The organism is Candidatus Eisenbacteria bacterium (assembly GCA_016235265.1).
Lineage (GTDB): Bacteria > Eisenbacteria > RBG-16-71-46 > RBG-16-71-46 > JACRLI01 > JACRLI01.
In genome coordinates, this window is the sequence record JACRLI010000017.1 from 20,355 (window position 1) to 33,392 (window position 13,038).

Consider the following 13,038-nt stretch of genomic DNA (forward strand, 5'->3'; position numbering starts at 1 on the left):
CATCGCCCGGCTGCGGTCAGCAGTCCGGGCGATCGGGTGGCCGGCGGGCGCCCCCGTGGGGACGCCCCTCCGGGCACGTCAGGCGGCCAGCCGCGCGGCGTCGGACTGCCCGCCGCCGAGCCTCATCGCCAGGTCGTAGGTGGCTGCCAGGGCGTCCGAGCCGCGCGGCAGCTGGGTCAGCGGGCGCATCGAGTCGATGGCGCGCCGCAGTTGCAGGTCCGCGGGCACCGGGCGCAGCGCCGAGGGCGCGACGCCGAGGTAGCGCTGGCAGACGTTGCGGATCACTTCGCTGGCCATCGCGTCCCGCTCCCCCACCGCCTGGTTCACCAGCACGTGGGGCCGGAAGGACCTGAGCACGGCATCCAGCTCGGCGAAGCCCTCGGGCGGAGCCTGGCGCAGGCGCGTCATGCAATCGGCCAGGTGCTCGGCGCGCGCCGCGGGCTCGGGCCGCAGCACCGGGCCCAGGGCCTCGTACATGGGGTGGCCCTCCTTGAAGGAGCGCTCCAGCTTCCGGAACAGCATGCCCTTCAGGAAGCCGTAGGCGTTCTCGATGGAAGTCATCTGCGGCGTCATCACCACCAGCGCCGTGTCGGCCAGCAGCGCGAAGTCCAGGGTGTTGTAGTGGGTCCCGGCTCCGAGGTCCAGCAGCACCACGTCCGCCTTCAAGCGGTGCACGGCGTTGAGCAACCGCGTCTTCTGGCCGTACTTCGGGTTGGCCACGCTCAGGATGTCGGTGGCGCCGCTGATCAGGCGGAGGTTGGGCAGCCCCGTGTCCAGCGCCACTTCCTCAAGCGTGGAGACGCGCTTCTCGATGAAGTCGTGCAGCGTGAAGGCCGGCAGCTTCATGCCGAACAGCGAGTGCAGGTTGGCCCCGCCCAGGTCGGCGTCCAGCAGCACCACGCGCTTGCCGAAGCGCGCCAGCCACACGGCCAGCAGCGAGCTGATCACGCTCTTGCCGGTGCCGCCCTTGCCGCCGCCGACGGCCCAGATGCCGCATTCCAGGTTGTCCGCGCTCATCGGTCGTTCCCCAGTGAGGAATTCCACAGTTCCCAAAGCCGGTGCGCCTCGCTGCCGCGCGCTCCGCGCAGCGAGGAGACAGCCGCGCGGTCCTCGTCCGAAAGCCCGTCCCAGCGCACGCCGCAGCGGAAGCCCTGCGTGGTGGCGGTGGAGCCGGTCCGCACCCAGTCCAGCCGGCCGATCCAGCGGTACGGGCGGTCCTCGGTGCGCAGCGCCACCTGCAGCGCCACCGGCATGCCCTCCAGCGTGGCCGGATCCACCGGCAGGTGCGCGTGCTCGCACTCGAAGCACGCCCCCGACTCGTTCAGGCCGCTCACCACGCCGGCCAGCGTGAGACGACCGTCGGCGCCTTCCACGTGCACCACCAGCCGCGCCGCGAAGAGCACGTCGTCGCGCTCGATCAGCGGCGGGCCGACGACTTCCGGGGCCGCGGGCGGCGCCGCGTCGGCGCGCACCGGGGCCGGCGTGGAAGCCAGGCTCTCCAGGCCGGGCACCTCCGCGTGGAAGCCCGCGAGGGCCTCCGGCGCCAGGTGCAACAGGCAGGTCTCCTCCAGTCCCAGGACTTCCAGGGACCCCTCCCCTTCCGGCGGGACCAGGAACAGGATCTCGCCCTCGGAAGCTTCGATGGATTCCTCGTCGCGCTCCAGCCACGCGCGGCCCCACACCGCCACCAGCAGCGAGGCGCCGCCGCCGGGCACGCTCCAGCGGTCGTTCTGCATCAGGGAGATCAGCTGCATGTCCCGGCAGAACTTGTCGAACTGCTCGGACGACATGCGTTCCAGTGCGGGAGGGAATGCATCCGACTGCCCGCCGCGATGGCCCTGGGGGCGCACCACCTGGCCGAAGACCTGGCCGCTGGTGATGGTCCCGGCCTCGGAAGGCCCGAGGGCCTCCAGGGATTTCAGGGCGGCGATGGCCTTCCACAATTCGCGGCGGCGCACCGCCTGCTGGAGGACCTTGCGAAACTGCACCGCGGCCAGCCGCGACCCGCTCACGCGCAGGTACAACTGGGCCAGCAGGTGCCGCTCGCGCAGCGCGTCGGGCTCCAACTCCAGCAGCTCGCGCGCGCTGGCGATGGCCTGCAGCCAGTCACAGGTGTGCAGGGCTTCCTGGAGGGACCGGCGGAGTGTCTCGGCGGTGTTCACGTGGCCTTCCCAGGGTTAGAGGAATGCGTTCGACTCCATCCGATCCGTTATCGGCGCCGGCGCGGCGCACCTTTGGTTCCGGTCCACACGGGCTGCGCCCGGGCCACTCCCGGGGTCTGTCGCACTCCGCACGGGGCTTGAGGCGCCCCCGCGCGGCGCCTAAACTGGCGGCTGACCACCCATTCCGGAGGCCCAGCCCATGAAGAACCGCGAAATCTCGGACCTGTTCGAGCAGATGGCCGACCTGATGGAGATCCAGGGCGAGACGGGGTTCCGCGTGAACGCCTACCGCCGCGCCTCGCGCGCGCTGGACAGCCTGCAGGAGGACGTGGCCGAATTGCGCCGCGAGGGGCGACTCCAGGACATCGCCGGCATCGGCGAAGCCACCGCGAAGAAGATCGGTGAATACCTGGACACGGGCGTGGTGGCACGCCACCAGGAGTTGCTGGCGAAGGTACCCCCCGGGCTCCTGGAACTGCTCCAGGTGCCCGGCCTGGGCCCCAAGAGTGCGGCGATGCTCCACCGGGAGCTCCAGATCCGCACCCTGGACGAATTGCGTCTCGCGCTGGAACAGGGCCGGCTGGCCGGCCTGCCGGGCATGGGCGAGAAGAAAATCGAGAATCTGAGCAAGGGGCTGGCATTCCGCGCCACGTCCGGGGGCCGCGTGGCGCTGGGCGTGGCGTTCGCGGTGGTGGCGGAGATGCTCGCCGCCCTGCGTCGCGCGGTGCCCGGGGTGGATCTCACACCCGCCGGCAGCCTGCGCCGAATGCGCGAGACCGTGGGGGATCTCGACCTGCTGGCGGCCACCGCCGAACCGCGACGCGTCCTCGACGCCTTCGTGGCGCTGCCGCAGGTGCGCGAGGTGCTGGCCCACGGGGACACCAAGGCCAGCGTCCGGGTGGAGCGCGGCCTGCAGGTGGACCTGCGCGCCGTGCCCCCGGAAAGCTACGGCGCGGCGATGCAGTATTTCACCGGCTCCAAGGAACACAACGTGCGCCTGCGCGACCGCGCCAAGCGCATGGGTCTCAAGATCAACGAGTACGGCGTGTACCGCGGCGAGGAACGCGTGGCAGGCGCCACCGAGGAGGAGTGCTACCGCGTGCTGGGGCTGCCCTTCATCCCCCCGGAGCTGCGCGAGGACCGCGGCGAGCTCGACGCGGCGGAGGCCGGCACGCTGCCGGTGCTGCTGGAGCCGGGCGACATCAAGGCCGACCTGCACTGCCACACCCGCGCCAGCGACGGTGAGCTCACGGTGGAGCAGCTGGCCGACGAGGCGCTCAAGCGCGGCTACACCTACACCGCCGTCACCGACCACTCCGCCTCGGCGGGCTACGCCGGCGGGCTGAACGCGGAGCGGTTGCTGGAGCACGCCGCGGCGGTGCGGGCGTTCAACAGGAAGCAGACAAAGATCCGGCTGCTGGCCGGCACCGAGTCCGACATTCGCGGAGACGGCAGCCTGGACTATCCCGACGAAGTGCTGGCGCAGCTCGACTGGGTGGTGGCCTCCATCCACTCCTCGTTCGGCAAGGACCCCACCGGACGCATGGTGAAGGCCCTGGAGCATCCCGCGACCTGCGTGCTGGGGCACCCCTCGGGCCGGCTGATCCTGGAGCGCGAGGCGTACGAGGTGGACTGGGAGCGGCTGTTCAAGGCGGCCGCCGCCGGGGGCAAGGCCATCGAGATCAACGCCCACTACATGCGACTGGACCTGGACGACATGCGCGCCCGCCGCGCCCGCGACATGGGCGTGGCCATCGTCATCAACACCGACATGCACCGCCCGGGCGAGTTCGACATGATGCGCTTCGGCGTGGGCGTGGCCCGCCGCGCGTGGCTCACCGCGGCGGACGTGCTGAATGCCCGGAGCTTCGGGGAGTTCGAGAAGTGGAGGACGGCGCTGCGGAAGGCGCCGGCGTAGGGCGCAGCTGTCCGCCCCACCGCCCTGCAGGATTCGGCGTGCGGGGGCCGCACCCCGCCCGCCGATGGATCACAGGTAGATCGCCCGCGGCCTCCGCCGCCGCGGCAGCACCATCGCCAGGCCCAGCCCCAGCACGAACCCGCCGATGTGGGCCCAGAAAGCCACCCCGCCGCCGGCGTAGCGGCCAAGGGATCCCACCCCGCTGAAGAACTGGATCACGAACCACAGGCCCAGCACCAACTGCGCGGGCAGCTCGATCATCTGCAGGAAGACGAAGACGGGCACCAGCGTGAGCACCCGCGCGCGCGGGTACATGTAGATGTAGGCCCCCAGCACCCCCGCCACCGCCCCGCTCGCCCCCACCACCGTGGTCAGGGCATCCCCGGGCCGCAACGCCATCGCCACCCAGCAGTGGGCCAGTGAGGCACCCACGCCGCACACCAGGTAGAAGAAGAGGTAGCGCACGTGGCCCAGCGCGTCCTCCACGTTGTCGCCAAACACGTAGAGGTAGAGCATGTTGCCGCCCAGGTGCAGCCAGCCGCCGTGCATGAACATGGAGGACAGGAACGGCAGGTAGCGCGGCGGCAGGTCCACCGCCACAAGCTGGCCGTAGCGCGCGTGCTCGAACACCGCCTGCATGAAGATCTCGGGTTGGAACGCGCGCAGCGGGATGAGCCCGAAGTAGGACACGAACCCGCGCATGCCGTGGGGCCCCAGCGCGACCTCGTAGAAGAACACCAGCACGTTGGCGGCGATCAGTCCCCACGTCACGTAGGGGGTGCTGAATCTCGGGTTGTTGTCCTTCAGCGGGATCAAGGGATTTCCTCCGGTTCCACCTCGAACGGCGAGGTGAAGGCGCTGTCGCCCGCGCCCAGCGTGGTGTCCGGAAGCTGCGCCTCCGGGTGCGCCAGGCCGCACACCTTGCGCGGCGCGCTGCCCAGCACGAAGGCGGTGCGGATCACGCTGGAACAGTTCGGGTTCGCCAGCAGCCCGTTGAACCCGTCGATGGTGGCGATCTCCAGTTCGCCCGGGTGCGCCGGGAAGTCGCGCACCGGGAAGTCGCGCGTGAGCGAGGTCACGATGCGCGCCCACACCGGCACCGCCGCCTGCGAGCCGCTGCGCTGCAAGCTTCGGGGTTGATCGTAGCCCAGCCACACCCCGGCGGCCAGTTCCGGGGTAGCGCCGATGAACCACGCGTCGAACTCGTCGTCGGTGGTGCCGGTCTTGCCGATGGTCGGGCGACGGAATCCGTACACCTGTTTCAGGTTGTATGCCGTGCCGTAGTTCACCACGTTGCGCAGTTGCTCCACCATCAGGTGGGCCGCCAGCGGCGAAACCACCTGGGTCTGCTGCCCGGCCGGCTCGTACAGCACCTTGCCATTGCCGTCCACTGCGATGTGAACGGGAACCAGCGGCGTGCGCCGGCCATCGGAGCCCAGCGTGGTGATCACGCCCAACAGCTGCACCAGCGTGACCTCGTTGGTGCCCAGGCCGATGCTCGGCACCGGCTTGGTCTTCGGCAGGCCGAAGCGTGTGGCCAGCTCCGCCACGCGGTGCGCGCCGACGCGCTCCACCAGGTTGGCGGTGGCCACGTTGAGCGACTTGGCCAGCGCCTTCGCCAGCGTCACCGATGCGTGGTACTCACCCTCGTAGTTGTGCGGGCGCCACGGGCCCTCGAGCGCGGCAAAGTCGCGCTCGACGTCGGGCACGGTGGTGGCGGGCGTGTACGGGCTGCGCCCGGCATTCTGGTCGTAGGCCGCGGCGTACACCACCGGCTTGAACGCCGATCCCGGCTGGCGCCGTGACTGGTAGGCGCGATTAAAGGTGCTGGCGGCGTGGTCGCGCCCCCCCACCAGCGCGCGCACCGCCCCGGTGCGCAGGTCCGCGGCGCAGAAGGCGCCCTGCAGGTCCCCGGACATGGAGCCCTCCAGGTCGCGCACGCCGGAGAGCAGGTCGTGCTCCGCCTCCTCCTGCCATGCGGGATCCAGCGTGGTGAACACGCGCAGGCCACGCGACTCCAGGGGCGGGTCGGGCAGCGCCGCGCGCAGGAAATCGCGGGCGTAGTCGGTGAAGTACCCGAAGCGATCCGGCGGCTCCGGCCCGGCGCGCAGGATGAGCGCGGCGGCCTTCGCCTTCTCGGCCGCCTCCCGGGTCAGGAATCCCTCGGAGGCCATTGCGTCGAGCACCACGTCCCGGCGCTCGCGCGCCAGTTCGGGACGGCGCACCGGCGAGAACGCGTTGGGCGCGGGGATGACCCCGGCCAGCGTGGCGGCCTCCTGGATATTGAGGCGGCTGGCGGGCTTGTTGAAGTAGAACCAGGCCGCCTCCTCCACCCCGGCGATGCCGGCGCTCCCGCGCTGCCCCAGGTACACCGAGTTGAGGTACAGCTCCAGGATGTCGTCCTTCGAGAGCTTGATCTCCAGGGCCAGCGCCAGGATGGCCTCGCGCAGCTTGCGCTCCGCGGTGCGCCTGCGGTTGAGGAACAGGTTGCGCGCCAGCTGCTGGGTGAGGGTGCTGCCCCCCTGGCGCACGCCGCGGCCGCGCACGTCCTGCAGCAGCGCCCGCAGCACCCCGCGCGGGTCGATGCCCACGTGCTGGAAGAAGCGCCGGTCCTCGGAGGCCACCACCGCGTCGCGCATGGCCTTGGGAATGGAGTCCAGGGGCACGAAGGTACGCTCTTCGCGCGCGTCCCCGGCCCACTCGCCCACCAGCACCGGCTCCAGCCGGGGCGGGGACCCGGACTTCGCGCCCCGGGTCATGGAGGCCACCACGCCCCCGCGCAGGGTGAGTCGAACTTCCTCGCCGGGTGCGCGGCCGTCAGGATAGTCGAAGCCCCGCAGGCGCACGCGCCACACGTTGTCCCACACGCTGTACTCGCCACTCGCCAGGCGCGCGCCGAGCGCCGGGGTGTACCCGCGCGCCTCGAGCTCCGCCTCCAGGTACGAGCCCGGCAGCGCGCGCCCGGGCACGAGGTCGATCCAGTCGGAGTACACCTTGGTGGGGAACGACCAGCCGGGGCCCGTCTCCCGGAAACTGCGGATGGCCGAGACGCGCAGCGAGAACGGGACGTAGGTTCCCAGTGTCACCAGCAGGAAGGCGGACACCACCGCCACCGTCCAGCCGCGGCGGCCGCGCAGCCACGGGGAACGGCGCGCCCACCACGAGCGGCCTTGCCGGGTCGCGTCGATGAACTAGCCCTCCTCTTCGTACTTCTCGCGCAGGCTCGCCACGACCCCCGGATCGGCCAGCGTGGTGGTGTCGCCCAGCACGCGGCCCTCGGCGATGTCCTTGAGCAGGCGGCGCATGATCTTCCCGGAGCGGGTCTTGGGCAGGTCGGAGGTGAACAGGATGTCCTCGGGGCGCGCCAGCGCGCCGATGCGCTTCACCACGTGCTCCTTGAGCTCGTTCACCAGGGACGGCGCGGGCTGCCGGCCGTCCTTGAGGGTGACGAACGCGGCGATGGCCTGGCCCTTGAGATCGTGGGCCTTGCCGATCACCGCGGCCTCTGCCACCCACGGGTGGTCCACCAGCGCGCTCTCCACCTCCATGGTGCCGAGGCGGTGCCCGGCCACGTTCATCACGTCGTCCACGCGGCCCAGGAGCCAGAAGCAGCCTTCCTCGTCGCGTTTCCCGCCGTCGCCGGGGAAGTAAGTCCCGCGGTCCCAGCGGCTCCAGTACTGCTCCACGTAGCGATCGGGGTCGCCGTAGATGCCGCGCAGCATCGCCGGCCACGGGCGCGTGATGGCGAGATAGCCGCCCCCCACCGCGACGCGCTCCCCCGCCTCGTCCAGGATCTCGGCCGACACGCCGGGCAGCGGACGCGTGGCCGAGCCCGGGTGGCAGTGGGTCAGGCCCGGCAGCGGCGAGATCAGGATCATGCCCGTCTCGGTCTGCCACCAGGTGTCCACCACCGGGCAGCGCCCGCCGCCCACGTGCTGGTGGTACCACACCCACGCCTCGGGGTTGATCGGCTCGCCCACCGAGCCCAGCAGCCGCAGCGACGACAGGTCGTGCGCGCGCAAATGCTCCGGTCCCCACTTCATGAAGGCGCGGATGGCCGTGGGCGCGGTGTAGAAGATGTTGATGCCGTACTTCTCGATCAGTGCCCAGAAGCGGTCCTGCGCCGGCCAGTCGGGCGCGCCCTCGTAGATGAACACCGTGGCGCCGTTGCTGAGCGGGCCGTAGACCACGTAGCTGTGCCCGGTGACCCAGCCCACGTCGGCGGTGCACCAGTAGCGGTCGTTCTCCTTCAGGTCGAACACCCAGCGGGTGGTGGCGTTCACCCCGGTCAGGTAGCCGCCAGTGGTGTGCACGATTCCCTTGGGCTTGCCGGTGGTGCCGGAGGTGTACAGGACGTAGAGGAGGTCTTCGCTGTCCATGGGCTCGGGGGGGCACTCGCCGCTCATGTCGGCCATGAGACGGTGCCACCAGTGGTCACGGCCCTCCTGGACGTGGATCGGGAAGTCGCCGCGCTTGTAAAGGATCACGTGCTGGACGCACGGGCACTCCTTGAGCGCCTCGTCCACGGTGCGCTTGAGCGGCAGCATGTTGCCGCGCCGGTAGCCGCCGTCGGCGGTGATCACCAGCCGCGCCTGCTGGTCGTTGATGCGGTCGCGCAGCGCCTCCGCGCTGAAGCCCCCGAAGACCACGCTGTGCACCGCCCCGATGCGCGCGCACGCCAGCATGGCCACCACGATCTCGGGCACCATCGGCATGTAGATGGTCACGCGGTCGCCGCGGCCCACCCCCAGGTGCCTGAGCATGTTGGCCGCCTTGCACACCTGGCGGTGGAGGTCGTGGTAGGTGAGGACCCGCTCCTCCCCCGGCTCGCCCTCCCAGATGATCGCGGCCTTGTTCCGGCGCGTGGCCAGGTGGCGGTCCACGCAGTTGGAGCTGACGTTGAGCTTCCCGCCCAGGAACCACCGCGCGTGCGGCGGCTCCCATGCCAGCACCCGCTCCCACGGCCGGATCCAGTCGAGCTCCGCCGCGCACTTCGCCCAGAACGCCTCGGGGTCCTTCTCCGCCTCGGCGTACATGGACTCGTCGCGCACGTTGGCCTGGTCCACGAAACCGGCCGGCGGCGGGAACGAGCGCCCCTCCTTGAGCAGGACTTCAATTGGGTCCGGCTGGGTCATCGAACTGCCTCCCTGGTGGATCAACAGGCGGTGAGGCTAACGGCGGCGCGGAAAGGCGTCAAGAATGGCCATGGCATGCAAGCCGGGACATGCTGCGCCGGCGGCTGCGGCCCCGCATGCCCGTGCCCGCTGCTACGCCTCCGCCTTCTCCTCCAGGAAGCGCTGCGCGTCCAGCGCGGCCATGCAGCCGGTCCCGGCCGCGGTGACCGCCTGCCGGTACACGTGGTCCGCCACGTCACCGGCGGCGAACACCCCCTCCACGCTGGTGCGCGTTCCCGTCACCTTGAGGTATCCGTTCTCGTCCATCGCCAGCTTGCCGGCAAAGATGGACGTGTTCGGTTGATGCCCGATGGCCACGAACACGCCGTCGCACTCCACGGTGCGCATGCTGCCGTCCAGGATGTTCTTCAGGCGCACGCCGGTCACCTTTCCCGAGGGCGCATCCTGGATCTCCTCCACCGCGGTGTTCCACGCGAAGGTGATCTTGGGATTCCTGCGGGCGCGCTCCTCCATGATCTTCGAGGCGCGCAGCTCGGCGCGGCGGTGGACCACCAGCACGGAGGTGGCGAAGCGCGTGAGGTAGGTGGCCTCCTCCATCGCGGTGTCGCCCCCGCCCACGACCACGACCTTCTGGTTGCGGAAGAAGAAGCCGTCGCAGGTGGCGCAGGCGGACACGCCCTTGCCCATGAGCGCCTTCTCGGAGGGAATGCCCAGCCAGCGCGCGGAGGCCCCGGTGGCCACGATGAGCGCGCGGGCGAGGATCGTGTGGGAGCCCGCCTGGATGCTGAACGGACGCTGCGCCAGGTCCGCCGACTCCGCGGCTTCGGCGAGGAACTCCACCCCCAGTCGCTCCGCCTGGCGGTGCATCCCGTCCATGAGCTCCGGCCCCAGGACCGGCTCGGGGAAGCCCGGGAAGTTCTCCACCTCACTGGTGATGGTCAACTGACCGCCCGGCTGCACCCCTTCCAGCACCAGCGGCGACAGGTTCGCCCGGGCCGCGTAGATCGCGGCTGTCAGCCCCGCCGCTCCCGAGCCCAGGATCACGATGTTCCTCACGTCCGACATTCACTCCCCCATGGATCTGACTGCATTGAAACGAATTACCGTGTTGTTGCGACGGCCAGCGCGCCCGGGCCGGAGTCCCCCGTCGCTGTGGCCCGAATGGTATACTCCGGTTGAGGGCACACCCGCCCGGCCGCGTCGCCATCCTATGAGTTGGATACCCATTGCCGCCACGGAGATTTTCAATGAGCGTGCTCCAGCAGGCCCCCCTGCCCGACGAGATCCTGAGGCTGGACCCCGAGGAGCGCATCACGCGCATCCGCGCGATCCGGCGCGAGCTGGGCCGGCGGCTGCTCATCCTGGGCCACCACTACCAGCGCGAGGAGATCATCCAGTTCGCCGACGAGCGCGGCGACTCGCTGAAGCTCTCGCGCAAGGTGGCGGAGTATCCCGACGCGGAGTACATCATCTTCTGCGGGGTGCACTTCATGGCCGAGAGCGCGGACATCCTGGCCGCGCCCGGCCAGCAGGTGATCCTGCCCGACCTCAACGCCGGCTGCTCCATGGCGGACATGGCCGGCACCGAGCAGGTGGAGGCCTGCTGGGAGTATCTCACCGCGACATTCGGCCACCGCTTCCTGCCGGTCACCTACATCAACTCCACGGCGGCCATCAAGAACCTCGTCGGACGCAACGGCGGCTCGGTGTGCACCTCCACCAACTGTGCGAAGGTGATGGAGTGGGCCTTCGCGCAGGGCAGGACGGTCCTGTTCCTGCCCGACCAGCACCTGGGCCGCAACACCGCGTACGCGATGGGCGTGCCGCTGGACGCCATGCGCGTGTGGGACCCGTGGCGGGAGGGCGGCGGTCTGCCTCCGGAGGAGTTCGGCGCCGCGAAACTGATCCTGTGGAAGGGTCACTGCTCGGTGCACCAGCGCTTCACACTCAAGCAGGTGGAGGCGTTTCGGAGGAACTTCCCCGGCGTGCAGGTGGTGGTGCACGGCGAGTGCAGCTTCGAGGTGGTCCAGGCGGCCGACGCGTGGGGCTCCACCGAGAAGATCATCCGCATCGTGCGCGAGGGTCCCGCGGGCACGCACTTCGTGGTGGGCACCGAGATCAACCTGGTCCACCGCCTGGCCCAGGACAACCCCGGCAAGCGGGTGGACATGCTGGATCCGGTGGTGTGCGTGTGCAGCACCATGTACCGCATCGATCCACCGCACCTGCTGTGGACCCTGGAGAACATCCTCGCGGGCACCCCGGTCAACGTGGTGCGCGTGGCGCCCGGGGTGAAGCAGGGCGCGCTGATGGCGCTGGAGCGGATGCTGCAGTTCGCTTAGGGCTGCTGAAAGTCGTCCGGCACCTCCACCCACAACCCCCCGTCCTCCACCTTCACCGGGAACGTGTTCACCCGCCCCGGCTGCATGGGCTCGCCGGCCTCGCCGGTGCGCACGTCGAAGGTCCAGCCGTGCAGCGGGCACACGAGGCGGTGGCCGTCCAGGTAGCCGTCGCCCAGGCTGCCGCCCTGGTGGGGGCACAAGCCGGTGACCGCGTGGTACGTCCCGTCCAGGTTGCACACCGCCAGCTCCCGCGTGCCCACGTACACCGTCCCCACCTCGCCCGGGCCCAGTTCGGACACCTCCGCCACCTTGTGCCACATGCGCTCGTCTCCTCCGCTGCTGCCGGTTCGCGGCGCTACGTTCCCAGGATCTCCCGCAGCCGCGGCAGCGCCGCTGCGATGCGCGGGCCGTACCAGCTGAGCATCCGTCCATCCAGCGTCACGACCCTGCCGTCACGAACGGCGGGCCCCGCGGCGAAGGCGGCAAGGTCGGCTCGCTCGGCCTCGCCAAACTCGTACGGCTCGTCGGGCAGCAGGACCACGTCCGGAGCGAGCGCCATCGCCTCCGCCAGTCCCACCTTCGGGTAGCGCCCCTCGAACGAGGCGCCCGCGTTGGCGGCGCCCGCCTGCTCCAGCACATCGTGGATGTAGGTGTCCGCGCCCACCAGCATCCACGGGTCCTTCCAGATGAAGCACAGCGCCCGGGGGCGCGCGCGGCGCGCCGCCTTCCCCTGCGCCGGCAGCCCGCGATCGCCACCGGAGGAAGACCCGGCCAGCGCCCGCTCGCACGGCGCGGCCAGCGCCTCGGCCTCGCGCTCCAGCCCCACGGCACCGCCCAGACGGCGGATCGAGTCGATTCCCTCGCGCACCGTCCGCGGATAGGTGAGGAACACCGGCACCCCCGCGGCCTCCAGGCGCTCCACGTCGGACTTGCGGTTCTCCTCGCGGTTGGCGATCACGAGGTCCGGTCGCAGCGCCACGATGCGCGCGACATCCGGGCTCTTCACCCCGCCCACTTCCGGCACTCCCTGGATGCGCCCCGCGGGCTCGACGCAGAATCGCGTGCGCCCCACCAGCCGCCCCCCGATCCCCAGCAGGATCAGCGTCTCGGTGTGGCTGGGCACGAGGCTCACCACGCGCCGCGGCGGCCATTCCACCGCCACCTCGCGGGCCAGCATGTCCGCGATCATCCGTCGCATCCGCTCCTCCGCGACCGGCGAGAGTGCCGCGGCCGCTCGCGGAACGTGGCATCCCGGTGGGAACCGGTCAAGCCCCCGCGAATGGCGCGGCGCGCGGCGAGGCGGTGATCCTGCCGGCTTCGAGCCCGGCCGGCCGGCCGGGATCGGGATAGGGGGTCGTGGGTTCGTCCCGCGATCCCCCTCCCACACCACCGGACATGCGGGTCCGCATCCGGCGGTTCAGAAGGTTGAGGTCAGGCGCCCAGCCGGGGAAGCCCCAGCGCGGTGAAGTAGCTGTTGGGCA

At 70.7% G+C, this 13,038-nt stretch carries 10 protein-coding genes; 2 read left to right on the plus strand and 8 right to left on the minus strand.

Features of this window, described 5'->3' with window-relative positions:
• Window positions 1-78: 78 nt before the first annotated feature.
• Together HZB25_10735 and HZB25_10740 are read right to left on the minus strand one after the other, a co-directional pair.
• Entirely contained in the window at window positions 79-1,017 is a 939-nt protein-coding gene (locus HZB25_10735) for a P-loop NTPase (protein ID MBI5837711.1), read from the minus strand.
• Complete coding sequence (locus HZB25_10740) at window positions 1,014-2,162, minus strand: hypothetical protein (protein MBI5837712.1); 1,149 nt, start codon at window positions 2,160-2,162, stop codon at window positions 1,014-1,016. The genes HZB25_10735 and HZB25_10740 overlap by 4 nt, the downstream gene beginning before the upstream one ends.
• A gap of 199 nt (window positions 2,163-2,361) precedes the next feature.
• Here HZB25_10740 and polX point away from each other — a divergent pair, with 199 nt between their 5' ends.
• Window positions 2,362-4,080: a DNA polymerase/3'-5' exonuclease PolX gene (polX, locus tag HZB25_10745; protein ID MBI5837713.1), complete on the plus strand. Its 1,719-nt coding sequence runs from the start codon at window positions 2,362-2,364 to the stop codon at window positions 4,078-4,080.
• Window positions 4,081-4,149: 69 nt separating this feature from the next.
• Here polX and HZB25_10750 read toward each other — a convergent pair whose 3' ends face one another.
• The 4 genes from HZB25_10750 to trxB all read right to left on the minus strand — a co-directional run bounded on the left by HZB25_10750 (window position 4,150) and on the right by trxB (window position 10,280).
• Window positions 4,150-4,896: a rhomboid family intramembrane serine protease gene (locus HZB25_10750; protein ID MBI5837714.1), complete on the minus strand. Its 747-nt coding sequence runs from the start codon at window positions 4,894-4,896 to the stop codon at window positions 4,150-4,152.
• A complete protein-coding gene (locus HZB25_10755) occupies window positions 4,893-7,184 on the minus strand; it encodes a PBP1A family penicillin-binding protein (protein MBI5837715.1) in 2,292 nt (763 codons plus the stop codon). Before HZB25_10755 ends, HZB25_10750 begins: the two co-directional genes overlap by 4 nt.
• A gap of 87 nt (window positions 7,185-7,271) precedes the next feature.
• A complete protein-coding gene (gene acs, locus HZB25_10760; protein ID MBI5837716.1) occupies window positions 7,272-9,215 on the minus strand; it encodes an acetate--CoA ligase in 1,944 nt (647 codons plus the stop codon).
• A gap of 132 nt (window positions 9,216-9,347) precedes the next feature.
• A complete protein-coding gene (gene trxB / locus HZB25_10765) occupies window positions 9,348-10,280 on the minus strand; it encodes a thioredoxin-disulfide reductase (GenBank protein MBI5837717.1) in 933 nt (310 codons plus the stop codon).
• A 182-nt stretch (window positions 10,281-10,462) separates the two neighbouring features.
• On the opposite strand from trxB, the gene nadA reads away from it, so the two are divergent.
• On the plus strand, window positions 10,463-11,557 hold the full coding sequence (gene nadA / locus HZB25_10770) for a quinolinate synthase NadA (protein MBI5837718.1): 1,095 nt from the start codon (window positions 10,463-10,465) through the stop codon (window positions 11,555-11,557).
• Here the strand turns inward: nadA and HZB25_10775 are convergent.
• Together HZB25_10775 and HZB25_10780 are read right to left on the minus strand one after the other, a co-directional pair.
• Window positions 11,554-11,877 (minus strand): non-heme iron oxygenase ferredoxin subunit, encoded by a 324-nt coding sequence (locus HZB25_10775; protein ID MBI5837719.1) that lies wholly within the window; start codon window positions 11,875-11,877, stop codon window positions 11,554-11,556. The two genes, nadA and HZB25_10775, sit on opposite strands and share 4 nt — an antisense overlap.
• Before the next feature lie 35 nt (window positions 11,878-11,912).
• Window positions 11,913-12,746 carry an ABC transporter substrate-binding protein gene (locus HZB25_10780; GenBank protein MBI5837720.1) on the minus strand — a complete coding sequence of 278 codons (834 nt, stop codon included), beginning with the start codon at window positions 12,744-12,746 and terminating at the stop codon, window positions 11,913-11,915.
• Between the last annotated feature and the right edge of the window lie 292 nt (window positions 12,747-13,038).